General features: G+C 39.6%; 21 protein-coding genes. 7 read left to right on the plus strand and 14 right to left on the minus strand.

What is annotated here, in order from left to right; translation table 11 throughout:
* Window positions 1–115: 115 nt before the first annotated feature.
* Genes PQ456_RS11875 through PQ456_RS11885 form a run of 3 tightly spaced genes read left to right on the plus strand, consistent with a single transcriptional unit; the run spans window position 116 to window position 3,330 of the window.
* Complete coding sequence (locus PQ456_RS11875) at window positions 116–1,066, plus strand: carbohydrate ABC transporter permease (protein WP_373461965.1); 951 nt, start codon at window positions 116–118, stop codon at window positions 1,064–1,066.
* A complete protein-coding gene (locus PQ456_RS11880) occupies window positions 1,063–1,887 on the plus strand; it encodes a carbohydrate ABC transporter permease (protein ID WP_273612469.1) in 825 nt (274 codons plus the stop codon). Before PQ456_RS11875 ends, PQ456_RS11880 begins: the two co-directional genes overlap by 4 nt.
* A 54-nt stretch (window positions 1,888–1,941) precedes the next feature.
* Window positions 1,942–3,330, plus strand: a complete 1,389-nt coding sequence (locus PQ456_RS11885) for an ABC transporter substrate-binding protein (protein WP_273612470.1) — start codon at window positions 1,942–1,944, stop codon at window positions 3,328–3,330.
* Between the two features lie 141 nt (window positions 3,331–3,471).
* On the opposite strand, the gene PQ456_RS11890 is transcribed toward PQ456_RS11885, so the two are convergent.
* The 3 genes from PQ456_RS11890 to PQ456_RS11900 all read right to left on the minus strand — a co-directional run bounded on the left by PQ456_RS11890 (window position 3,472) and on the right by PQ456_RS11900 (window position 5,622).
* Window positions 3,472–3,882 (minus strand): spore coat protein GerQ, encoded by a 411-nt coding sequence (locus tag PQ456_RS11890; RefSeq protein WP_273612471.1) that lies wholly within the window; start codon window positions 3,880–3,882, stop codon window positions 3,472–3,474.
* A gap of 199 nt (window positions 3,883–4,081) precedes the next feature.
* Window positions 4,082–5,053 (minus strand): SDR family NAD(P)-dependent oxidoreductase, encoded by a 972-nt coding sequence (locus tag PQ456_RS11895; protein ID WP_273612472.1) that lies wholly within the window; start codon window positions 5,051–5,053, stop codon window positions 4,082–4,084.
* A 104-nt stretch (window positions 5,054–5,157) separates the two neighbouring features.
* Window positions 5,158–5,622: a MerR family transcriptional regulator gene (locus PQ456_RS11900; RefSeq protein WP_273612473.1), complete on the minus strand. Its 465-nt coding sequence runs from the start codon at window positions 5,620–5,622 to the stop codon at window positions 5,158–5,160.
* Window positions 5,623–5,872: 250 nt separating this feature from the next.
* Here PQ456_RS11900 and PQ456_RS11905 point away from each other — a divergent pair, with 250 nt between their 5' ends.
* Window positions 5,873–7,066 (plus strand): LLM class flavin-dependent oxidoreductase, encoded by a 1,194-nt coding sequence (locus tag PQ456_RS11905; protein WP_273612474.1) that lies wholly within the window; start codon window positions 5,873–5,875, stop codon window positions 7,064–7,066.
* Window positions 7,067–7,236: 170 nt separating this feature from the next.
* On the opposite strand, the gene PQ456_RS11910 is transcribed toward PQ456_RS11905, so the two are convergent.
* The 3 genes from PQ456_RS11910 to PQ456_RS11920 all read right to left on the minus strand — a co-directional run bounded on the left by PQ456_RS11910 (window position 7,237) and on the right by PQ456_RS11920 (window position 9,911).
* Entirely contained in the window at window positions 7,237–7,983 is a 747-nt protein-coding gene (locus tag PQ456_RS11910) for an SDR family NAD(P)-dependent oxidoreductase (RefSeq protein WP_273612475.1), read from the minus strand.
* Window positions 7,984–8,213: 230 nt separating this feature from the next.
* On the minus strand, window positions 8,214–8,390 hold the full coding sequence (locus tag PQ456_RS11915) for a hypothetical protein (protein ID WP_273612476.1): 177 nt from the start codon (window positions 8,388–8,390) through the stop codon (window positions 8,214–8,216).
* Window positions 8,391–8,594: 204 nt separating this feature from the next.
* The gene (locus PQ456_RS11920) at window positions 8,595–9,911 is read right to left on the minus strand and encodes a WD40/YVTN/BNR-like repeat-containing protein (RefSeq protein WP_273612477.1); all 1,317 of its coding nucleotides are present in this window, start codon (window positions 9,909–9,911) and stop codon (window positions 8,595–8,597) included.
* A gap of 248 nt (window positions 9,912–10,159) precedes the next feature.
* Here PQ456_RS11920 and PQ456_RS11925 point away from each other — a divergent pair, with 248 nt between their 5' ends.
* Complete coding sequence (locus tag PQ456_RS11925) at window positions 10,160–11,095, plus strand: L-lactate dehydrogenase (RefSeq protein ID WP_273612478.1); 936 nt, start codon at window positions 10,160–10,162, stop codon at window positions 11,093–11,095.
* 161 nt (window positions 11,096–11,256) lie between these two features.
* Here the strand turns inward: PQ456_RS11925 and PQ456_RS11930 are convergent, their stop codons facing one another.
* From PQ456_RS11930 to PQ456_RS11945, 4 genes are all read right to left on the minus strand, one after another.
* Window positions 11,257–12,357 (minus strand): DUF3900 domain-containing protein, encoded by a 1,101-nt coding sequence (locus PQ456_RS11930; RefSeq protein ID WP_273612479.1) that lies wholly within the window; start codon window positions 12,355–12,357, stop codon window positions 11,257–11,259.
* Window positions 12,358–12,449: 92 nt separating this feature from the next.
* Complete coding sequence (locus tag PQ456_RS11935) at window positions 12,450–13,430, minus strand: DMT family transporter (RefSeq protein WP_273612480.1); 981 nt, start codon at window positions 13,428–13,430, stop codon at window positions 12,450–12,452.
* Window positions 13,427–14,119: a GntR family transcriptional regulator gene (locus PQ456_RS11940; RefSeq protein WP_273616308.1), complete on the minus strand. Its 693-nt coding sequence runs from the start codon at window positions 14,117–14,119 to the stop codon at window positions 13,427–13,429. Before PQ456_RS11940 ends, PQ456_RS11935 begins: the two co-directional genes overlap by 4 nt.
* 151 nt (window positions 14,120–14,270) lie before the next feature.
* On the minus strand, window positions 14,271–15,677 hold the full coding sequence (locus PQ456_RS11945; RefSeq protein WP_273612481.1) for a branched-chain amino acid transporter BcaP: 1,407 nt from the start codon (window positions 15,675–15,677) through the stop codon (window positions 14,271–14,273).
* A 281-nt stretch (window positions 15,678–15,958) separates the two neighbouring features.
* Here PQ456_RS11945 and PQ456_RS11950 point away from each other — a divergent pair, with 281 nt between their 5' ends.
* Window positions 15,959–16,936 (plus strand): arsenic resistance protein, encoded by a 978-nt coding sequence (locus PQ456_RS11950; protein WP_273612482.1) that lies wholly within the window; start codon window positions 15,959–15,961, stop codon window positions 16,934–16,936.
* A gap of 122 nt (window positions 16,937–17,058) precedes the next feature.
* Here the strand turns inward: PQ456_RS11950 and PQ456_RS11955 are convergent, their stop codons facing one another.
* Window positions 17,059–18,003, minus strand: a complete 945-nt coding sequence (locus tag PQ456_RS11955; RefSeq protein WP_273612483.1) for a tyrosine-type recombinase/integrase — start codon at window positions 18,001–18,003, stop codon at window positions 17,059–17,061.
* A 249-nt stretch (window positions 18,004–18,252) separates the two neighbouring features.
* Between PQ456_RS11955 and PQ456_RS11960 the strand changes: the two genes are divergently transcribed.
* Window positions 18,253–19,206: an alpha/beta hydrolase gene (locus PQ456_RS11960; RefSeq protein WP_273612484.1), complete on the plus strand. Its 954-nt coding sequence runs from the start codon at window positions 18,253–18,255 to the stop codon at window positions 19,204–19,206.
* Window positions 19,207–19,432: 226 nt separating this feature from the next.
* On the opposite strand, the gene PQ456_RS11965 is transcribed toward PQ456_RS11960, so the two are convergent.
* From PQ456_RS11965 to PQ456_RS11975, 3 genes are read right to left on the minus strand one after another with little or no spacing between them, the layout of a single operon-like run.
* Window positions 19,433–21,019: a hydantoinase/oxoprolinase family protein gene (locus PQ456_RS11965; RefSeq protein ID WP_273612485.1), complete on the minus strand. Its 1,587-nt coding sequence runs from the start codon at window positions 21,017–21,019 to the stop codon at window positions 19,433–19,435.
* Window positions 21,012–22,130, minus strand: coding sequence for an S-methyl thiohydantoin desulfurase family protein (locus tag PQ456_RS11970; RefSeq protein ID WP_273612486.1), 1,119 nt, complete (start codon window positions 22,128–22,130; stop codon window positions 21,012–21,014). Before PQ456_RS11970 ends, PQ456_RS11965 begins: the two co-directional genes overlap by 8 nt.
* A 33-nt stretch (window positions 22,131–22,163) precedes the next feature.
* Complete coding sequence (locus PQ456_RS11975; protein WP_273612487.1) at window positions 22,164–23,471, minus strand: purine-cytosine permease family protein; 1,308 nt, start codon at window positions 23,469–23,471, stop codon at window positions 22,164–22,166.
* Window positions 23,472–23,571 lie beyond the last annotated feature (100 nt).

A 23,571-nucleotide genomic window follows, 5' to 3' on the forward strand; every position in this document is an offset into this window, starting at 1 on the left:
GATTACAAATCTTTTACATAGATAATCATTTCTCTTAACATCCTGTATTTATACTGAACCACGTAGCAAGATGATCAAAAAGGAAGCAAATGATGAAAGTGAGGTAAGTGTTAACTTGGATAAAACGTCAGTATTTTCAACGAAACGTTCGATTCGGAAAACTCGTTCTATCGTGCGTTATCCCCGTCAGACCCGCCGTTACAGTGAATATATACTTGCAGCTTTGTTCCTAGCTCCTTCTATATTACTGTTTGGTATATTTCTTTTTTATCCACTGATCAAATCGGTGTATCTCAGTCTTCATTCCACTACACCACGTGGAGATGTTGCCAAATTTGTAGGGTTTAAAAACTTTACAAATTTATTTACTTCCGATACATTTCTTAGCAGTTTGTGGGTAACTACTCAATTTATGTTGTTTACGGTACCGACAACATTGATCCTAGCATTGATCTTAGCTGCATTTTGTCGAAGTCGTATAAAAGGTAGTCGTATCTTCCGCTTTATTTTTGCTCTACCTCTCGCTATATCGGTAAGTACTGGTTCAGTGATCTGGATGGTTCTTTTTCATCCTACGCTTGGAACGTTAAATTATTTTCTGAGTGTTGCGGGATTACCAACGATTAACTGGTTAACCGATCCGAATTGGGCGTTGATCTCAATCTCTATAATGACGATCTGGATGAATCTAGGCTTCTTATTTATCCTTCTACTCGGTGGTATGGAAGGTGTACCTGAAGATATTTATGAAAGTGCACGTATGGACGGAGCAAGCCCTATTCGTACTTTTGTTCAGCTTACTTTACCACTCATCTCGCCTACCATTTTCTTTGCTAGTGTGACGTCGATGATTGGTGCCTTTCAGGCGTTTGGACAGATTAATATTCTAACTAAAGGTGGACCCATGAACAGTACCAACGTCATTGTCTACAATCTGTATCAAGATGCTTTTATGAATTTCCGCTTTGGGACAGGGAGTGCTCAAGCATTGGTATTATTCGTTATGATCTTGATTTTAACTCTGATTCAATTCAAATTCGGTGAAAAGAAGGTGCATTACCAATGAAACAAGGTCTAATGCGCACAGGAATGGCTTATTTCTTTATGATTGTAGCTGCGGTGCTTATTCTTTTACCTTTTTGGATTGCCGTTTCCAATTCATTTATGACTGAATCTGAATCAGCTACATATCCGCCGCGCTTTTTGCCATCAGGTATCAATATCGATAACTTTATAACGGTAATGAACAATATTCCGATTATTCGCTTTATTGTAAATAGCTTTTTGACGAGCAGTATCATTACGGTCGGAAATTTGATTACTTCCTGTATGGCTGCTTACGCATTTGCATTTCTACGATTTCCGGGTCGTAAAATTTTGTTTGGTCTATTTATGGCTACAATGATGATCCCGTGGGAAGTGACTGTAATTCCCAACTATCTGACGGTTCGTAGCTGGGGCTGGTTAGATTCCTATCAAGGATTAACGGTTCCTTTTCTAGCGACTGCTTTTGGTACATTTCTAATGCGTCAGTTCTTCCTACAATTGCCCAAAGAATTAATGGAAGCTGCTCGTATTGATGGTTGTGGTCATATTCGTATTTTTGCTTCACTGGCTGTGCCTTTATCAATGCCAGGGCTAGCTACACTGGGTATCTATTCTTTCCTAAATCATTGGAATATGTATCTGTGGCCACTACTGATTACGAATAGTGAAAGTATGCGTACAGTACAGATCGGTATTAGCATGTTGCAATTTGCCGATGTTACTGCGTGGAATGTCGTTATGGCTGGTATTGTGTTGGTGATGCTCCCTTCTCTTGTTCTTCTTGCTGTAGGTCTGGGTCGCCTTGTAGGCGGTCTAACAGCAGGTGCACTGAAGGGCTAACTCATAGATTATCTATTCAAAATTTTGTCAACCAAAAGGAGAATACGAAAAGAAATGAAAATCAATCGTTCGCGTCAAACATGGAGTTTGCTTAGTTTATGCCTATTTTTATTCCTGGCAGCTTGTGGTGGAGGTCAAAGTACAACAGGTTCTACAGCATCTACAGGTACAACTGCTGATGCAGCTAGCGAGACTTCTTCCGGTCCTGTAAAAATAGTCTGGTGGCATTCGATGAGTGGCGATTTGAATAAAGTAGTTGATGAGTTAGTTAAAAAGTTCAATGATTCTCAAAAAGATGTTCAAGTCGAAGCTATTTTCCAAGGGGATTATGATGCAAGTATCAACAAATTCAAAACATCGATGGGATCAGGTAGCGGCCCTACAATGATTCAAACGTATGATGTAGGTACACGTTATATGATCGATTCTCAAGCGATCACACCAATGCAACAATTTATCGATGCAGATAAATTTGATACTTCTCAATTCGAACCGAATATTTTGAAATATTATACATTTGATAATCAGTTGTACTCTATGCCTTTTAACACATCTAATCCGATTTTCTACTATAACAAAGATGCTTTCAAAAAAGCAGGTCTAGATCCAGAAAATCCTCCTAAAACATTAGATGAATGGGAAAAAGCAGCTAAAGCTTTAACCAAAGATGGACAAACAGGAATGTCATTGCCGATCTACGGATGGTTAATGGAGCAAATGTTTGCAAGCCAGGATGCAACATTATTAAATAATGATAATGGTCGTACAGCACTTGCAACTGAATCTCAATTAGGTACTGAGCCTGGTGTGAAATTTTTAACATGGTGGAAAAAGTTAATTGATGAGAAATATATGCTCAATCTAGGTCGTAAAACAGATGATACGAAAAAAGCATTTGCTGCGGGTCAGGTTGCCGTAACGATGGATAGTACAGCTTCTCTTCGTGGATTAATTAGCTCGACAGAAGGTAAATTTGAAGTGGGAACAGCTCCATTGCCTAAAGTATCTTCTAGTGATATCGGTAAAGGTGGCGTGGTTATCGGTGGTGCAAGTCTTTGGATTATGAATGATAAGCCCGCAGCAGAACAACAAGCGGCTTGGAAATTTATCAAGTTCTTAGCAGAACCAGAACAACAAGCTTACTGGCATGTAAATACAGGCTACTTCCCTATTACCAAAGCTGCTTATAATGAAGATTTGGTCAAAGAAAACATGAAGAAATATCCTCAATTCGAGACTGCTGTAGATCAATTGCACAATACCAAAATCGATCCAGCGACTCAAGGTGCTGTAATGGGTATTTTCACAGAAGCACGTCAATTAACAGAGACAGCGATTGAAGAAGCTCTTAACGGTTCCAAAGAACCTCAAGCTGCTCTAAGTGATGCAGCAGCGCAAATCACACAGAAATTGAAAGATTATAACGATAGCGTTAATCCTTAAATTACAGCTTGTCTGTTAACAAAGAATGATAAGTAGATATAAAGCGACAAATAGATAAAAAGCGCCAGTTCAACGGTTGGATTCAACCACTGAACTGGCGCTTCTTTTATAATAAATACAGTTTATGTTATTCAGCTACGATTACATACGTGTCGATGGTGCATGGATAGAAGGATTCTGTCCGGAAATATGGGTATACGCACCATTCGGTTCTGTAAATACGGCATAATCCAGTGAAGTCAACGGCAATACATGCCGAAGCCCTGTATTCAGATCACGGATAACAATATGATCTTCTCCAGTAGCCTCTAATAGACCTCGATAATCACTATGGATAACCTCACGACTAGGAATCATATAGAACATTCCGTTTTTACCAAGATTATTTTGTAATTTCTGATGCAATGACAAATCAGTAGTACGAGTATTTAAACGATTAGGTTCACGATAAGTTGGTAGTGTTGGATTGTTCATTTGAGTCGGAATAGGTTCCATGCCAGCAAAGCTGTGCTCAGTTCGATAAGCGACCGGACGATAAGGTTGAGTCAACATGATTACATTCCTCCCAATTTTAGAAAATTGTTAGACATGCTAACTCTTAATATTACCCTTTTATGTATAGCTCCAATCGTTTATTTCGCTTGATGGCATTATATTATGTTTGGATAGACATCGAAAAAAGGTATATCTCTGCAACCACCTCAGCGATATACCTCCTTCTATACTTCTATTATTTTTGTTTACATTTATATTATGAAATTGATGCTCCGGTTAGTTTAACCGATAAGTCCCACAGACGTTTGGCTTGTTCAGGATCAACTGCATATTCTTTGACACCGACAGAAGGTACACCTTCGACAGCTGGTTCAGCAATATCGCAATCTTCACAGTATACGCCGCCTTTGCCTTCTAACTGAGGAGAAGTCGCTGCCCATAGTTGAGTCGCCGCGCCTTGTTCTGGCGTTTTGAAAGCGGAGTTGATTGCATTTCCATCTTCATCGATCCATTTCAAAGCTACCATTTCTTCTTTAGGCAAATGACGTTGTAATGGTGTTAAGATTCCGCCTGGATGAACAGAAAAAGCACGTACTCCCTGCTCGCTACCACGTCGATCCAATTCAACTGCAAATAGTGCATTAGCTGTTTTGGCTTGTCCATAAGCTTCGAATTTCTGATAATTTCCATCGAAGTTAATATTGTCCCAACGGATTGGAGAAATATGATGTCCTGCGGATGAAGTCGCTACGACTCTTGCTCCTTCACCTGCTGTAAGTGCAGACCAGATCAAATTAATCAATGTAAAGTGTCCCAAATGATTTGTTGCAAATTGTAATTCCCATCCCGGGCCTACTCTAGTCTCGGGGCAAGCCATTACACCTGCATTTAGAATAGCTAGATCAATACTGCGTCCACTCTCAACAAGGCGACCTGCAAATGCACGTACACTCTCCAGATCAGACAGATCAAGCTCATCTACTTCTACATATTCTAATCCTTTCAAGGCTTCTCGTGCTACATCAGGGCGACGAGCGGGAACGATAACGTGAGCACCTGCTTGTACAAGCGCACGTGTTGTCTCAAGTCCCAGACCCGAATATCCACCTGTTACTAGAGCTACTTTACCTGTAAGATCGATTCCTTGTAATACCTCACTAGCTGTACTGTCATGTCCAAATCCAGAATTGATGTTGTGTTGTGGTGTTTGCGTATAAGCATGTTCCATATTATTTCTCTCCTTTTCATTGGAATACTATTACTGTACAATCTAGAGTTCACTCTAGGTCAAGCCCGATTTTTTCGAAAATATCATTTGATTCGTAACGCCTATTACTGACATAATTTATCATTGTCTGTGTTTGTAGAAGTCAAAGATTTATTTTCCCACGTCTGTTCTGGTTCATTACGATTCAAATAGTTCTCATACACATTCGTTTTAAGTGTAATGACTTCCAAGCAGTCATTTAAATGTTCCATCTGACTCACTACACGCTGTTGATGTTCTTTCAAAATATCCAAGCGTTCATGCTCATTGCCAGGGCCTGTACGTACAAGCTCAGCAAAACGACGAATCTGAGCAATCGGCATACCTGACGCACGCAGTCGTGTACAAATATATAACCATTCTACATCTACTTCACTATAACGTCTCCGTCCGCCTTCATCTCTTGCAATGCGTGTAGATAGTAATAACCCTTCTCGTTCATAAAATCGAAGAGAATGTACACTCAATCCTGAACGTTCTGCTACTTCTCCGATACTTAACTTATTTTGCTGTTGGATATCAGTACTCATCGTTAGATCTCCTTTATTATGCTATAGATAAAATGCTACTCAATTTGCCGAATACTTTGATTTCTATCTTAACGCAAGCGACACTCTTTCACCACTACACGTACATATAATATGACCCAAAATGATTTGACACACTATAACGGAAATGCTAGTATCATTTATACCAAGTATGCTTGTCGGATTAGTTTATTAATTGCCATGACAAATGATACATTTAAAATATAGATGATTTTTTAAAGGAGATATTACTATGTCAACATCTGATCATATTCAACGGGATGAAGTAGAATTTGGCTGGTTTTTACCTACAATGGGAGATGGAACACGTTTTGGACAAGAATCGGAGCGTCCTCCCACTCTTGACTATTTAACAAATGTTGCTCAGACGGCTGAAAAAGCAGGATTTGAATTTGCTTTGATTCCTACAGGTGGTGCTTGTCTGGATTCATGGGTAGTTGGATCAGCGATTATCGGTGCAACGACTACCCTCAAACCTCTTGTGGCTCTTCGCCCGGGGTTGATCGCTCCTGTATTAGCCGCACGTATGGCAGCAGGGCTAGATAACTTATCCGGTGGACGAGCACGTATTAATATCGTAACTGGCAGTTCTCCTGATGATCTAGAAGAATTAGGCGATCCACTTGCTCGTGCTCATGATGAGAAATATGCCCGTACTCGTGAATATGTGCATATTATGAAAAGTGTGTGGGAACAAGCTGCTGGTCTTTCTTCAACAGAGTTTGGCAGTAATAATCATTCTTCTGTATCCAATCACAAAGTGGATTTCAAAGGAGAATACTATGAATTAAAAGGCGGTACAAGCCGTCCGGCTACTGTTCAAAAGCCGACACTTCCGATCTACTTCGGCGGTAGTTCTGCAATGGCAAAATCTGTCGGTGCAGCATATTCAGATGTATTTCTAATGTGGGGCGAACCTCTTGAAATGATTCGAGAGCAAGTCGAAGAACTCAAGCAAGCTCAAGCAGACTATGCGCAAGAACATGGCGAAGTGCGCCCTCTTCGTATCGGTATGCGTGCTCAAGTTCTGGTTCGTGATACTGAAGAAGAAGCATGGCAAGCTGCACGTGATCTGATCAAAGATATCGATCCAGAAACGATTGAACGTGCCAAAGCTTCCTTTAGTCAGACAGGTGCTACAGGTCAGACACGTCAAAATCAGATTCGCGATGCAGCCGCTCAAAATGACTTTGTAGTTGGACCTAATCTTTGGGCAGGATTATCGAACCTTCGTTCAGGTGGAGCTTTGATGTTTGTTGGTACACCAGATCAAGTCTCAGATCGTCTGATCGAATATGCAGAGATTGGCATTACTTCTTTTATTCTATCCAGCTACCCTCATTTAGAAGAAGCACAGATTTTTGGTGAAAGCACATTGCCATTATTTAAAGAAAAATGGAGTAAGCGCCTAGTGACTTCTAATTAATAGCAAGTGATCATTCTATTGGAATTGGGCTTGAGTTATATTTGAAGCTAAATTTATATATGCTTACCAATAGATACACTACGATACAAATTCAACAGATTGCATGTATATACAAAAAAAGAGGTGCGACTATATCGCATCTCTTTTTGTTATGTGCATTATACTATGTTCTACTCTACATAGATCATTTTGCGTGTCATTCCACCATCTACAATTAATTCTGCACCTGTAATAAAAGAATTTTCTGGATCGGTCAAAAATAAACAGGTTCTTGCAACATCTTGAGGTGTACCTACACGTCCAGCAGGATGTTGCTCATGATCTTCTTTCTTCAAAGCACTATAATCGCCTGTCTCAATCCAACCAGGGCTAATCGCGTTAACAGTAATATGATCAGGGCCAAGCGATACAGACAAAGCATGCGTAATCGCTGTAATACCGCCTTTAGAAGCAGCATAAGCTTCAGAGTGAGGCTCAGACATATGAGCACGTGTTGAGGAAATATTGACGATCGAACCACCTTCATGATCACGCATCACTTTAGCGGCTTCACGTGATACCAGAAAGCATGCTCTTACATTGGTATTCATCACATCGTCCCACTCATCTAGACTTAATTCATAAGGAGATTTCCAGCGGGATACCCCGGCATTGTTGATTACTATATCTATCTGTCCGGTCGTATTTACAATTTCTTGAATCGTATCGATTACATCTTGTTCACGACGTACATCACAAGGTAGAAAATGAGCCTGTCCACCACTTTCACGAATAGTCGCGGCAGCTGAAGCACCTTCTGGCTCTAACGTATCTGTTAAAAATACGGTAGCTCCTTCTGCGGCATAACTTTCGGCTACAGCTTTACCGATTCCTTTGGCTGCACCGGTTACGATAACTGTTTTAGAAGCATATTTCATAATGTATCCCCTTTGGAGTTCGTCTATAAGTACAATGGTTCTATACTGCTTATTTCAACGATTAAGAGCATTACGAAACATACCTGTCTAGCTCATATGTAATCTGGTAGTCTAAAAATCAACAAAGGAACACACTTCTTATCCATCTGTGAAGTGTGTTCCTTTATGAAGTGCCGGTATATAATCCTTTGGAATGTCTAGTCTGACCTATAAATAGGCTTGCTGATCGATTATGCATAATATGCTTGTAAAAGCTCCTGAGTATCATCTTTAGCGGCATCCAATACACCTTGATCTGCCCAACATGCTTTGCAAGCTTCTTCTTCACGACATTCATTAGCATCTAGACAAGTGTAGCAAAGGTTCATGTAAAAGTTAGTAAGATTCTCATTAGTATTGTTTCTCATCTTAATCATCTCCTTGTTTTTTCTACATCCCAAGCATAACTGATTTAAAAGCATATTAATGTGATTTATTTCACAATCAACAAAGAATTTTAAATTATTTTTTGATGTTCTAAAAAGAAGCTATTGTGATATACAAAAGATCGATGACACAACCCCATATTGGCGTACGTCATCGATCTTTTTTACTTATCTGCTGTTATTTTTTTATAGTACATGCCATGTTTTGCCACCGTCTGTCGTCTGCATTAATAAAGAACGTCGTTCTTCATTTTTGGCAACTAATAACCAGCCTACATCCGCAGAGAAAAATTGCAATTTAACCAATTCAGGATATTTATTCAATGTGTTCTGCAATGTGTTATTGATAGGTAAAGCTTTCCACGTTTTGCCTTGATTAGCTGTACGGTACACGATGCCGTTGACTACAGACCAACCGATTTTATCATTTAAAAAAGTAGGTCCCATCGATTGATTGACTCCGGTCTGCGCTTGTAAAGCAAATGGAGCAAAGTTCCATGTCTTCCCTGCATCATGAGTAAAGTATCCGTTATAACTAGTCTGACTATCTTTCACACAACCAATATTCATCCAGCCTGCTGTTTTGCTATCACCAAAAAATTGAGGTTTGCCTGTGGTGAAAGAATGACAAGCTGGCAATTTTTTATTTTTATCAAAGTCTGGCCCTGTTTTCCAGGTTTTGCCCCCATTACTTGTAATATATAAATGAGGTGTACCATGTTGTTCCAGAGTTACAAATCCATTGTTACGATCCCGAAAAGACATTCCTACAAGCTTACCTAATTGCGGGATCGCTTGAGCGGTTGAACCTTCAGTTACAAATACGCCTGTGTTTTGCATAATTTTTTTCCATGTGTTACCACCATCGGTAGTGGTATATAATGCTTTTTCTTGCATATCTGCTGAATCTTTTGATGAATCCAAAGAAGTCATTACCCAACCATTGCTACTATCAATAAAATAAATGCCCAATACAGTAGCTTCATCATTTAATGTAGCAAAGTTCCAATTTTGCCCGCCATCGGTAGTATGTAGAATCAATGTTTCTCCTACACCTGACGCATTGCGAATCACCCAGCCGTTATTTTGATTCAGGAAAAAGATATCTTTGCCATACGTAGGTGGTTCTGAAAAAGTGACCGTTTGTGCAGGAGATACATTATCCCATGTGTCTCCACTATCCTGTGTAACATATATACGTAATTCGTTACGGGTTACACCCCACGCAAGCCCTGCACTAGCACTTAGTAGTTGAAAGTCTGTCAGTCTTGTCTGAATCTTATATCCTCTTTCAGCAGAAGATCCCCCCTGCTTCGTATCGGATGTTGCTGTATGGTTAAGGGTAAGTGTCTGCCCCTGATCTTCAGTTTGCATTTTTTTGAGTTCTTGAGTTGATGCTTTGTCTGCTGCTGGATCATAATCACTTGTAGAAGATTGACAAGCACTAAGTACAAACACAAGTGTAATCCATATGAAAAGCGCTTTGCGCATAGTTAACTTCATTCCTTCGCTCCTTCCGCACTTACATAAAGCTATCGTATTTCGATTATTCATGACCCTTATAAGAGTAAACTAAAATGAACATAGGTTGTTTACAGAAAAGTTACAAGCGATTACAGATTTCGCTGTTTTAGCAGGGTTTTCAGCGACTTTGTGCATTTGCTGATGTGTGATCCTTTTTACATTGGTCGCGCTTTCCGTTACAATAGTAGCGAATCTGTAACAAAGATCAATTAAGGAGATGATAAAAAATGACAGTATCTGAATCTGTATCCAAGCCCCACCGTGTCGTTGTTATTGGCACAGGAGCCGTAGGCTCCACAACCGCTTACACCCTTCTACTCCACAAGAGAATGTCTGAACTCGTCTTTATTGATGCGAATCACAACAAAGCTCTTGGCGAAGCACTCGATATGAACCACGGACTCCCATTTGTCGGCGGCGTCAAACTATGGGCAGGTGATTATTCGGATTGCAAAGACGCAGATATTATCATTATCGCTGCCGGTTCAAATCAACGTCCAGGCGAAACCCGGATTGATTTGTTAAATCGGAACTCAGCCATCTTCGAAGAGATTATTTCGAATATTACGAAATATAATAATAGTGGTATTCTACTGATCGCTACTAATCCAGTAGATATACTCAGTTATGTATCCTGGAAAAAAAGCGGCTGGCCATCTAATCGAGTGATTGGTTCCGGTACATTACTCGATAGCGCACGCTTCCGTTATTTAATTGGTAAAGAAAAAGGTATTGATCCTCGTAGTATTCATGCTCATATTATTGGTGAACATGGTGATTCCGAGTTGCCAGTATGGAGTCTGTCTAATATTGCAGGAGCTCCACTGGATTTTGAAGAAGACAAACAAAACGAAATTTTTGAAAATACAAAAAATGCCGCTTACGAAATTATCAATGCTAAAGGCTCTACATCGTATGCAATAGCACTCGCACTAGACCGCATTGTAGCCGCTATTTTGCAAAATGAACACGCTGTATTGAATGTATCTTCTCTGCTTGAAGATTATCATGGAATCTCTGATGTATATCTCGGTGTACCTGCTATTGTCGGTCGAGATGGTATTCAGGCAAAACTACCGATTCCTATGAATGAGCATGAAGAACAATTACTACGTGATTCTGCGAAAAAACTGAAAGATCAGATTGCACAGCTAGATATTTAAGTCGTATATAGATAACTATAGACTATCTTCTATTCATATGACAAATCTCTAATTCATCTATATCTATAGAATGACTTCTCAGTATAAAAAAAGTGGATTTAGGTGTAAAACCCTGAATCCACTTTTTTTGATTGTATACATCAAATTTCGCTGTTATCTGATCAATAAGGAATATCATCATCACGTTCAGGTGCTTCATTGGCGCGATCTACTAATCGTCTAGCGACCACTTCAAAAGGCTCCGGCTGTAACAGTTCGACCGGGGAGAATCCTTTATCAAATGTAAACGCATCGCCTTCAATCACCATTGCATAATGATCACCTAATTTGGCAATATGCAGTCGGTATCCGTAATCAGCTAGTAGTCCACGAATACTGGTATCCCCTAGCTTCATTTTGATCTCAATCTCTGGCTTGATCTCTACGATGCGCTCTGCCGCTTCGATCACATGTTGAGGTTCCCATTTTTCTTGAATATCTCGCTTTTCACTGGCTGCCCATAGTTCTAGATCATGCTCTTCTTGCTGACGTTCCAGGTTAGTCGCATCCGGCCACTTTTCTTCTACATAAGTCTGTACATAATCCATCACACGTTCATTTACAATCTCAGGAATCGATTGCTCATACGTAATATATTTCAAAAAGTCTTCAAAGTACCGCGCATGGGACGATTGATGAATTTTGAGCTCCCATTCTTCAATCATGCCTTCTTCTGGCATATGAGGGTATTGGATCGATTTCATATTCCGAGCACTGATCGCCATTTCCACTTCGCTAATCAGACTACGTTCATCAGAGATACGTGCAATCCGCTGTTCAAAATCACATTTCATTACAAAAATAAAGGGATCGTCAAAATGGGTATCCAGCTTTGCTTGTGTAATAATCAATGCTCCTCCACGTACAGAACTTGTTTCCAGATAGCTACGTACCAGATCGTCGCAAGCATTTTTGAAATCTTCTTTGTTATCAACAGCTCTAAGGCGAGTAAATAAATTGAAGTTGGGATTACTGGTCAATTCATGTCCCGGTTCTACTAAAAATGTACCTATTTTGGTAGGCGGTTGTTCTGTGCCTGGATTTTTTTCTACTTTGCGCTTAGCGGTACGAGTAAATTCAGCATGAAGAAACTTTTTGATTTCACTTTCTTCATACTCATCGTCATCTAATGTCTGATAATGTTTATAGTTTTTGTTCGTCTGCCCTTCTTTGCCTTCAACTTGCAGTACAAAAAAAGATAAAAATTGAATATCAAATCGCATAATAAACTCCTTTAATATCGCTCAATTATTCGTATAATGATCAGTGACAATAATCTGATCATGACCGAATTGTAGATTATATCCGAAAAACATTACATCACCGATTGATTAGATTTTCGCTTACGAGTGATACCTGGTTCACGAATCGATAACCATGCGTTAACGCCCATGCCACCGATCACCAGTATCAATCCTACCCACATTCCTATAGAGGATAGCATTACACCCAGAAGCAACCATTCTCCCAGTAAAGTGAATACGACTTCTAACGCTTGGGTTGCTTCTACAGTCGCTAGACGAGCAGGATGGTGTCTTACTTGATCGGTAGCCCCGAAGAACAACACGGTAGCTACAACGCCGGAGAATAGCGCTACTAGAAATGTCTGTCCTGTCTGTGCAGTAGAAGGCAGTCCCGAGTGCATATAACCAATCCAAGCCAAAATGATCCATACGGGAAGACTAGCAATACTCATTCCCAGTGTCCGCTGAAAAGCATCCAATCGTCCATCACAGACTTCCATCATTTTACGATTGCCTAACGGATAAGCAAAAGCAGCAATAGTGATAAGGACAATGCCTTGCCAGCTAGCGCCTTCTGTATGTTGTCTAATTTGCTCCCATTGCATTAATGCGATTCCTGTCAAAATAATTAACGCCGCTAACATCCCTGCTCTCGGTATCTTACCCCGTTCTTTGATCGGGCCTTCAGGTGTATACCGGATAAATAAAAATAATGGCGACATAATCATACCCGCAACAATCGTCATTTCAAAAGCCGCTGCGGTTAACCAACCTGGTGAATAGATAGCCGCCGCACATAGCGGTGCATAAAATAAACCAAAACCAATAATACTCCATATCAACCACTGGATAGGAGATTTCTTCATTTCAAGCCATAACGATTGTAGATTACCACGTAAAATAACCAGTATAGCCAGTAAAGGGATCATAAAAAAGTAACGAAGCGATGCACTCCATAACCAGCTTCCTCCACTAACCTCCATCGATCGATTCAGCACAAATGTAAAAGCAAAAAAGAATGCCGCCGCGACACCAATCAGAACAGCTTTCATCGTTCACCTTGATCGGTAGCAGATTGGGCATGATCAGCCGAAGAAGCTAACCAGTTACCCAGACTCATCCAATTCTGTTCTATTCGTTCTGCAGTTAATAGACTGTCTTTTGCTTCACAAGCTTCTATAATCAATCGATGGTCTTCGGGGGAATGCGTATGATCAATACTGCTGAATTTGGCGTATTCTAATCGTCTAATCTTTGGCATAACCCGGCTTAATGCGGCTATAATCTCGGGATTATGGGCTTGTTGTACGAATACATCATGAAATTGATCATCTGCTTGAATAGCAGCAGAAGCGTTCTGCTGTTGAAGAGCAATAATCAACTCTTGATTGAACTGTTTTAGCATATCATAATGTGAGGTATCCAAGTAAGGAATAGATAAGCGTGCCGCCAAACTATGTAATACTGCCGCCACTGTAAAAGCATGTACTGCTGATTGTTCATATAAAGGAGCAACCCGCGTAACAGCTCCTGGAAAAGACTCGATTAACCCTTCATCCTCCAATCGTTTGAGTGCTTCACGTACCGGAGTACGGCTTACCCCGAATTGCTCTGCTAATTCTGTATCGTTTAATTTCTGCTCGGGCAATAATTCTAAAGTGACAATGCCTTGTTTGAGCGTATCGTAGACTTGATCACGTAGCGTCGGTCGACTTATTTTTTGTATAAGATTATTTTTCATAAAACCAATATATTGCATATTGAATATAATCTCAATACTTTTAGCCTTATCTGTTGATCAATATCCTGCAATATAAGCAAAAAATCCTCCAAACTGCGATATCGACCACAGTTCAGAGGATTTTGTTTAGAATTACAATACTATTATAGGATTAACGATTTTTGCGGTTTGGATTCAGTAGACTATGATTACGTCCATATGCGAAGTAAATCAATAATCCAACAAACAACCAGATAAAGAATACGATCCAAGTCAATGGTGCAAGGCGAGTCATTAAGTATACACAACCTAGCGCACTAATGATTGGAATCCAAGGAACCAATGGCACGCGGAATCCTTTTTTCAGATTAGGATGATTACGACGAAGCACAATAATCCCTAGACTTACTACAGCAAAAGCAAACAATGTACCGATATTGGTCAATTCAGCTAGATCCCCCAATGGGATAAAACCAGCGAAGATAGCGATAATGATACTTGCAATCCATGTTCCTTTAGCTGGCGTCTGCCCTTTGCCACTAATTTTCGAAAAGACTGGAGACAATAGTCCATCACGAGACATCGAGTACAATAGACGACTTTGTCCATACATCATAACAAGCAATACCGTAGTGATCCCTGTAATCGCTCCGAGAGACACAATCCAAGCGAGACCATTCAAGTTCACAAATTCAAAAGCAAATGCGACAGGATCACTAACATTCAACATTTGGTAAGGTACAATCCCTGTCAAAATTAACGAAACAATAATATACAATACAGTACAGATTGCTAACGAAGCAATAATACCGATCGGTAAGTCACGTTGTGGGCGCTTAACTTCCTCTGCCGCTGTAGATACGGCATCAAATCCGATATAAGCAAAAAATACTGTTGCTGCCCCTGTGGTTACGCCTGCCATACCGAAAGGCAAGAATGGGTGCCAGTTCTCAGGTTGTACATAAAATACACCTACACCAATAAAGATCAATACAACGATCAATTTGATAGCAACCATAATTCCATTTGCACGCGCTGCTTCTTTCACTCCGCGTGTTAACAAGAATGCGATAATCAGTGTAATCGCCGAAGCAATCACATCAAAGTACGTCCCTTTTTCCGGACTAAACGCACTGGTCAGCGCATGTGGGAGTTCTAATCCAAATCCTGATAGTAGACTCTGGAAGTATCCAGACCATCCACTAGCTACCGCCGCACTCGCGAAGCCGTATTCCAGAATCAAGTCCCATCCTAGAATCCAAGCAATCACTTCGCCGAAAGCTGTATAACTGTATGTATACGCACTTCCTGAAGCCGGTACAGTTGAAGCAAATTCAGAATAACATAATGCTGCAAACGCACAGATAATACCTGCTAATAGGAAAGATAGTACCAATCCAGGACCTGCATACTTAGCAGCAGCCACCCCTGTTAATACGAAAATCCCTGTTCCAATAATAGCCCCAACTCCGAGCGTCGTTAGATCAAGAGCACCTAATACTCTTTTAAGCCCTTTTTCTTCCGATTCTGCTATAGGTTTACGTCTGAATAAAGAAGTCTGTTCTTTATTACTATTCATACACAAAATCCTTTCACTGTGAGGTATTATGACATTTTTTTATAATATTAAAGGACACCTATAAAAAACTACATAATACTACACTGTGATGCGTTGAATTAATAAATTTATTTACGAATAATCAATAAATTATGAGATAAAAGCTTTCATTGGCTCCAATTTGGTAAAAAGTTTATCCTTTTTTCATGATAAACTATGAAAAATGATCTATTGATCCATCTAACATACAAATAACATCCTCATATATCAAAGTATTGAATAGTAAAGGAGTTATGCAATCTATGATTACACGAGAACAATTGGAGCAATATCAGATTTGGATTTATATCGTTGTGTTAAGTATAGCTGCTATATTAGGATTAAGCGCTCCTACTCTAATGTCTGTATTAGATCATCAGATCTTAATTTCTATAGTAATTGCTATCTTAATGTTTGGTATGTTTACCCAAATCCCTTTTTTACAGCTAAAGCAGTCTTTTGGTAATCGACGTTTTATAATGGCTTTGTTAGTCGCTAATTATATTGCTGTACCGATTGTCGTCTGGGGATTATCTCAGTTATTACCACAGCAAGCGCCTATATTATTAGGAGTATATCTAGTGCTCCTCACGCCATGTATTGATTATGTTATTGTTTTTACGCATCTAGGACGTGGAAATGAAAAAGCAATCTTACTAGCCACCCCTATTCTTTTTATAACTCAAATGATGTTATTACCATTGTATTTGTGGCTATTTATGGGGAAGCAAGCAGCCGACATAGTGAATCCTGCTCCTTTTATTGAATCTTTTCTTATGATTATCGTATTGCCACTTATACTCGCGATTGGTATTCAACTTTTAGTCAGAAAGGTAGCTTCACGTGGTCAATGGTTAGTAGAAGGATCAGCATGGATACCTGTTCCATTTATGGCGTTCACTCTATTTATAATAGTATCGTCTCAAATAAGTAAGTTATCGATGTATGGTCATATTATTATTTATGTGATTCCGATCTATATCGCTTTTCTATGTCTGATGCCCTGGATAACAAAATGGATTGTGAGATGGTTTCAGTTAGATATTGCCTCCGGACGAGCTGTTATTTTTAGTGCAGGCACACGTAATTCTTTGGTTGTTCTTCCGCTTGCTTTATCTTTGCCGGATCAATGGAGCACTATAGTGGCTGCTATTATTGTGACCCAGACGATGGTGGAGCTGGTTGGTGAACTGATTTATATTCGTATCATTCCTCAATTGGTCTTGCGTGATAGAGCATAAAGGGATTTGGCTATCTATACGATGAATGAGAATAGTTATAATGTATGATCTTATTAGGTTGAAATATATGTACAAAAAATAAGGATAGATCGACAGTAACTGTAATCGATCTATCCTTATTTTTATTTTATTTCGAAAGGAAGCTGTACATCCAATTTGGAGATTGCTTCTTCTTTCTCTCGATTACTAACATGCGTATAAATAGTCGTCGTCTGGATCGAAGAGTGACCTAGCAATTCTTGCACAGTGCGTAAGTCGGTACCTTGACGTAACAACATAGTGGCAAAGGAATGTCGTAATTTATGACTGGAATACGGAAGCCGTTGTTCAGGTTCGATATGACTTTGAAAACGATCAAATGTATCAGTAGCGATCTGCTGAATATTGCGAATCGATAATCGTGTCCCTTTTTGCGAAATAAATAGAGCCGTCTCTCCATCTCTCCATGGGGCTAATCGTTCTTCGATTGCTTGGTTGAGGATAGTAGCTACTGCATTTGGAACAGGTAACGTACGCCATTTACGTCCTTTTCCTAATACTTGCAAAGTTCCCCGTTCAGGATTGTAATCGTTAAGATTCAGACCATGCACTTCGCCTACCCGTAAGCCCATATAAGCCATAAACAAAAAGATGGTCAAATTCCGAGTCCGATATTTCCCTTCTACGGATTGCATAAATTCAGTGATCTTGCTCTCATCCAAGTAAACCGGAGCTTTGTTATGTTCTGTTTTAGCTTTTTTGATCCCAAATGCAGGGTTATGTTCAGCCATTTCAAGTTCTATTAATGCTTTGAAAAAGCAACTGACTGCGGCATGCTTACGGTTTCTTGTAGAATCACTTACCCCACGTGTACGTGCACTACTGAGAAAAGAAAGTACATGTCTTTTTTTCATCTCATCCAGCGGTTTATTCCGAATAGCATGAGAATGGAGAAATTCGTACACATCGCTCAAATAAGACTTCTGTGTATAACGGGTGTAACCTGCATCTTTCATCCAATCGGTAAAAGCTTCAATCTCTTCATGATATATAAAATCCTCTTCTTCAGAGTCATAATAATTAGCCATCAGACCAAAGTCATCCTTTCCTATACAAGCTTGCTTTCTTCTATTATACAACAGCCTAATAACGGTGTTGCTATTTCTCTATCGGAAATAAAAATACAGAAAAGTGCAGATAATAGCGTTTGAACGTTTCAAAACGGGTAAAATAGAGTATAACTTATATAGAAACAAACAGCGTAAAATTTTATTTTGCAAAATTAATTCAGATACGATTTTAAACAAAATACTTATTTATAAAAAGGAGATTCTACGATGACCGAATTCAAAAAAGTTTATCTTGAACCTGCTGCTCAAAAATTTGCAGATGACAATTCTAAGCCTCCATTTCTACCTGACTTGGGTCCAGAAAAAGGTCGCGAAACTGTAGATGAAGTGCAATCTGGTGAAGTGTACAAACCAGAAGTAGATATTGAAGAACTGTCTATTGCAGGCGGCCCATCTGGAGAAGTATCGGTTCGTATTTTACGTCCTAAAAATGCTCCTGAAACGTTGCCTGTCTTAGTCTATATTCATGGTGCAGGTTGGGTATTCGGTAATTCTCATACTCATGATCGTCTAAGTCGTGAACTGGCAACAGGTGCTGAATTAGCTGTTGTATTCGTTAATTATAGCCTTTCTCCTGAGCATAAATACCCTACAGCGATTGAAGAAATCTATGCTGTTGTGGAATGGATTGCTAAAGAAGGTTCGACTAAAGGTCTGGATGCGTCCAAACTATATGTAGGTGGCGATAGTGTTGGTGGTAACATGACTGCGGCGATTACATTAATGTCTAAAGAGCGCAGCGGCCCTACTATCCAAAAACAATTGTTATTCTATCCGGTAACAGATGCTTCTTTTGACACTGAATCGTATCAGCAATTTGCAGAAGGTTACTTCTTGCAACGCGATGGTATGAAATGGTTCTGGGATCAATACACTACAGATCCTAACGAACGTGCTCAAATTACAGCCTCCCCTCTTCGTGCAACAACAGAACAATTGAGTGGTCTACCAGAAGCATTGGTAATCACAGGTGAAGCTGATGTACTGCGTGATGAAGGCGAAGCTTATGCTAATAAATTGCGTGAAGCTGGCGTACCTGTTACAGCTGTTCGTTTCCAGGGAATTATCCATGACTTTGTTATGCTGAATGTATTAGCAGATACTAATGCTAAAAAAGGTGCTATCAAATTAGCAACTACATTCTTGCGCGAAGGACTCTAAGACTATTCTTTTCGAAAAATATAAATAAAGAGAGACTTTCTTTTAAAAGAAAGTCTCTCTTTTCTTTGTAGAATGTGATGCAAATACATATGCTTAATATAGATAGACATTTAATGTTTAACATTGATAGTTTTAGATTATTTTCTATAGTTTACATAACAATTATTATGTTAATTAAATATAGAAATATGAATCATACTGATCCAATCTGATACGATCATTCAATTTACAAAGTGTTCATCATTTTTTTCATTTGACCTGCTGCTTTGGCTTTAATTCGTACAAACTCTGAAGTTACATACGCCATAGGTAATTCTTCCAAATCAATTAATTCCACAGTATCTGGATCAGCTCCTGCTATAATCGCTTTTTGAATAGCTTCTTGCTTGGCTTCTTCTAGCACATCTTGACGATGACGTCCTGCCATAGAAAACATTTTATCAATATCACCACTGACTTGCGCTATTGCCGCTCCAAGCGCATTGGCACAACCGGAATGTTCAGGACGAATCACTTCAGAAGCTCCATCCATTTCTCCAGGGATCAGAATAGCTCCACCACCCACTAGAACAACAGGCATATCATGCGCACTTGTTTTGATCTGGTCAACCGCGATCTGAATTTTATTATTAATGCTATCTATCGCTTGTTGCCATACTTGCTCAGGGATCTGGGCTAACCGAGTACGATCACAATCAGGATGGTCTATCTTTGCCTTTCCTGAAGCTAACAAACAATCTGTTGCAGTTAACGTATCCCCACCAAAAGCGATACTTTCACGTACAATATGATAACCCACACTATCTGGTCCTACAGTAATACCATTTTCAGTCTGACGAACAATACTTCCTCCTCCAATACCAATTGAAATAATATCAGGCATTCGAAAGTTCGTTCGTACTCCACCTATAGATACCGCTACACTTGATTCGCGCGGGAATCCATTAACTAATATACCGATGTCTGTGGTTGTACCTCCAATATCACAAATAATACACTCTTTTAATCCACTTAATTCTGCTGCTCCGCGAATACTATTGGTTGGGCCGGAACCAATCGTTAAAATAGGATACTTTTTAGCATATTCTAACGTCATCAATGTACCGTCATTTTGAGCAAAAAAGATTTGTGCTTCTATCCCATAACGTTTTAACGCCATTTCTAAACCATTGGATACCGCAGAAGCCACTTGTACTAATGCCGCATTCAATGCAGCTGAATTTTCACGCTCTAACAATCCTAGACTACCGATCTCGGAAGATAAAGTAACTGGAAAATTAGCACCTAATATTTCATAAGCCCATTCTGCAAATTGCTTTTCAAATCCAGACAATACGGGTGAAAAGATCGAAGTCACCGCAATTGACTCAATCCCTTTGGCTTCAATATCATACAGTACTTGCTCACACTCAGCACGATCCAATGTGGTCTGAGCCAACGGACGACCATTAGACTCACAACCACCATGAATATAATAGTACGTATCTCCAGCGGCATCTCGTAACGATTGATCCCATGTGAACATCGGTTCGACAGATGTCCCAGCAGGCAAGCAAATACGTACACAAGCGATTTTGGCTAAACGATTGCGTTCGATAATCGCATTGGTTGCATGAGTCGTCCCTAGCATAACAGAAGATATTCGACTAGCTGGAATATCAGCTTCTTGTAATATACGTTCTAACGCTTCATAGATTCCTGATTCTACATCTGAACTGGTAGGTGCTTTTACTTTTGCAATTACTTGATGATGTTCATCCAAAATAACAGCATCTGTATTGGTACCCCCAACATCAATCCCAATTTTATACATGTTGTGTACCTCGTCTCTGTTGAATGATCTCAACGGGTTCATAATCGGTATCATAACCAAAGTAACGGGGACCCCATACTTCTAATGCTTCAGGAGTACGCATAATATCCGGTGTCGGGATGGCTAGACAGATCACCCGAAAGCCATATTTAATACTTTCAGTGGTGATAGGCATTCCTGTTTCTTGATCTAGGAACGTAATTAAGTCAGGTACCATTGCTATAGCTTGACCATCTACTGTTGCAAATAAATTTTCATTTTGAAAATCTACTTTTAACTCTTTTTCTTCATATTCTCCCAAACCCGCAACTAATGCTTTCCCCCGTACAAATCCATCCGTAGATTGACGTTCAATATCTGTCACTTTACCGCGAAATACAACGATTGCTTCTCCATAGATCGAGTTACGTGTTACTTCTTGAATCGCTTCTATAGGATTACGTTTGGTTTTTTGAGCATGACGAATAGATTGACCAAGTGCCATACATAAAGTCATCGTGCCATGAATAGCTGTTCTTTTGACATCTGCTCCTGTCATCATATATTCAGCTACATGGGCTGCACCACCCATACGTACAGCAATACCACGCGAAATATGTTCTAACATATAATTATCTAACGTCTCTAACAGTACCCGATCACCACGTTCATTGTGTAATACCATCGGAGTACCACTAATACCATAGATATGGAATGTTTCCATTTGCAATTCAGGAAAAGCACGTCCCATACCATCTCCATCCACTAAAGGAATGCCTGCTTTGGATGCCACTACAAATGGAACTGTTGAATTTAATCCTCCACACTCAATAGGCATTGTTGCATAAGCGCTAATCCCTGTTTGTTTTTCTAACATACGCATTGACTTGAGCGCTTCGTCTCCATTCGGAATCTTTTCCATCATGATTGTTGGAGCGCCCATCATAGCGGTTGGAATCACCCATGCTGCATCAGGAACCTCTGTAACATCTATCATCTGAATCGGGCCATTGTCACGAATACATTTCTGAACCATTAACTTGCCCAGATAAGGATCGCCACCACCACCAGTTCCCAGTAACGCTGCTCCAATAGCCAAATCTTCTATATCTTCTTCATCTATCCATCTCATATGCAGTAAAACCTCCTTAGATGTATATACGGATTACTCGCTTTTGCTAAAAGTGATTACCTTTTGGGGAACCTTAACTTTCATTCCTATATAATAAAATAGAGAGCTCACTATAATAGAAGTCAATGCTTGTACACCCCAGGTAATCAATAGACCTGAGGCAAATCCAATGATCCATGCAAAAATAGCTATCCAATTAATCTTTTCGCAATATTCTGGCAATGTACCTTTTGCACGACTAGCATCCAATTCACTGCGATAACGTTTGAGTATAAAATAATCAATCGCCATAATCCCTGCAATCGGTGGAATAGCCACGCCTAAAATAGTCAGAAATGTAATAAATTTATCCAAGATACCCATAATTGAAAGAACGGTACCTATCACCCCTAAGATCAATGTAAGTACACCGCGATTCATTTGTACTTTGAAAATAGTACTTAAAAAATTGGTGATTCCGAGTGATGAAGAGTATAAATTAATATCATTAATTTTGATTGTAGCAAAAGCAACAATCGCTCCACCCATCAGACCAGTTAATTGCATAACAATTGCCATCACATCTGAACTTCCGATAGCATGTGCCATTAATACGGCAATCAGATTGACTCCTAGTTCGCCCAAAAATGTACCTATCACCGTAATCCAGATTACATCTTTAGTGGATTTAGCAAATCTAGTCATATCAGGTGTGGTTACACATCCAACAATAAATCCACCTGCTACCATCGTGGTCGCTGCTCCAATTGTTAATAAAGGGCCGGGAGGCTCCATCGTTGCTAATGTAGCTAATGAATGATTTTTGAGTACTTGATATACTCCGATCCCCATAACAATTAGAAAAAGAGGAACTGTAATTTTGGCAGTCCATGTAATCCATTTGAACCCGAAATATACGAGTAAAGTAGTCGCTAATCCTGTAATAATAGAAGCTATTACAAAACCAAGCTTACCTCCGGTAACGGCGTCTATTCCTTCTGCAAAAACAGAATTCTGTACACCAAACCAACCTGTTAAAGAGATAGCAAATACTAATCCAATAATGCTTGATCCATAACGTCCAAACCCTGACCATCGTGCCAATAAGCTTGTCGACATACCCTCTTTTGCACCCGCAATTCCGAGAACACAAGCAACCACTTGCAAAATAATGCTACCGAACATCGTTGCTAAAAAAGCATCCCATAACGTCATTCCATAACCTAATGCCGCTCCAAGCAGAAATTGTGAGATACATGTGAGTGCTCCGATCCGAACCAACAAAATGCTAAACATAGATTGGCGTTGATCCTGGGGCACACGGGATAATGAGTAATCATCTATTGCTTCACTTTGACTCATATTGAAACCCCCTTTATCCGGTAACTTCCGGGTATTCTCATATCTTAATGTATTCATTCTCTATTGCGAATAATGAGGTTCACCAAAATAATGCTTATTT

Source organism: Paenibacillus kyungheensis (assembly GCF_028606985.1).
Classification (GTDB): domain Bacteria; phylum Bacillota; class Bacilli; order Paenibacillales; family Paenibacillaceae; genus Saccharibacillus; species Saccharibacillus kyungheensis.

What these genes read in the sequence shown, in the direction of transcription:
- PQ456_RS11880 (WP_273612469.1), top strand. Translation starts at nt 1,063, where the DNA reads ATGAAACAAGGTCTAATGCGCACAGGAATGGCTTATTTCTTTATGATT.
- PQ456_RS11885 (WP_273612470.1), top strand. Translation starts at nt 1,942, where the DNA reads ATGAAAATCAATCGTTCGCGTCAAACATGGAGTTTGCTTAGTTTATGC.
- PQ456_RS11890 (WP_273612471.1), bottom strand. Translation starts at nt 3,882, where the DNA reads ATGTTGACTCAACCTTATCGTCCGGTCGCTTATCGAACTGAGCACAGC.
- PQ456_RS11895 (WP_273612472.1), bottom strand. Translation starts at nt 5,053, where the DNA reads ATGGAACATGCTTATACGCAAACACCACAACACAACATCAATTCTGGA.
- PQ456_RS11900 (WP_273612473.1), bottom strand. Translation starts at nt 5,622, where the DNA reads ATGAGTACTGATATCCAACAGCAAAATAAGTTAAGTATCGGAGAAGTA.
- PQ456_RS11905 (WP_273612474.1), top strand. Translation starts at nt 5,873, where the DNA reads ATGTCAACATCTGATCATATTCAACGGGATGAAGTAGAATTTGGCTGG.
- PQ456_RS11910 (WP_273612475.1), bottom strand. Translation starts at nt 7,983, where the DNA reads ATGAAATATGCTTCTAAAACAGTTATCGTAACCGGTGCAGCCAAAGGA.
- PQ456_RS11915 (WP_273612476.1), bottom strand. Translation starts at nt 8,390, where the DNA reads ATGAGAAACAATACTAATGAGAATCTTACTAACTTTTACATGAACCTT.
- PQ456_RS11920 (WP_273612477.1), bottom strand. Translation starts at nt 9,911, where the DNA reads ATGAAGTTAACTATGCGCAAAGCGCTTTTCATATGGATTACACTTGTG.
- PQ456_RS11925 (WP_273612478.1), top strand. Translation starts at nt 10,160, where the DNA reads ATGACAGTATCTGAATCTGTATCCAAGCCCCACCGTGTCGTTGTTATT.
- PQ456_RS11930 (WP_273612479.1), bottom strand. Translation starts at nt 12,357, where the DNA reads ATGCGATTTGATATTCAATTTTTATCTTTTTTTGTACTGCAAGTTGAA.
- PQ456_RS11935 (WP_273612480.1), bottom strand. Translation starts at nt 13,430, where the DNA reads ATGAAAGCTGTTCTGATTGGTGTCGCGGCGGCATTCTTTTTTGCTTTT.
- PQ456_RS11940 (WP_273616308.1), bottom strand. Translation starts at nt 14,119, where the DNA reads ATGAAAAATAATCTTATACAAAAAATAAGTCGACCGACGCTACGTGAT.
- PQ456_RS11945 (WP_273612481.1), bottom strand. Translation starts at nt 15,677, where the DNA reads ATGAATAGTAATAAAGAACAGACTTCTTTATTCAGACGTAAACCTATA.
- PQ456_RS11950 (WP_273612482.1), top strand. Translation starts at nt 15,959, where the DNA reads ATGATTACACGAGAACAATTGGAGCAATATCAGATTTGGATTTATATC.
- PQ456_RS11955 (WP_273612483.1), bottom strand. Translation starts at nt 18,003, where the DNA reads ATGGCTAATTATTATGACTCTGAAGAAGAGGATTTTATATATCATGAA.
- PQ456_RS11960 (WP_273612484.1), top strand. Translation starts at nt 18,253, where the DNA reads ATGACCGAATTCAAAAAAGTTTATCTTGAACCTGCTGCTCAAAAATTT.
- PQ456_RS11965 (WP_273612485.1), bottom strand. Translation starts at nt 21,019, where the DNA reads ATGTATAAAATTGGGATTGATGTTGGGGGTACCAATACAGATGCTGTT.
- PQ456_RS11970 (WP_273612486.1), bottom strand. Translation starts at nt 22,130, where the DNA reads ATGAGATGGATAGATGAAGAAGATATAGAAGATTTGGCTATTGGAGCA.
- PQ456_RS11975 (WP_273612487.1), bottom strand. Translation starts at nt 23,471, where the DNA reads ATGAGTCAAAGTGAAGCAATAGATGATTACTCATTATCCCGTGTGCCC.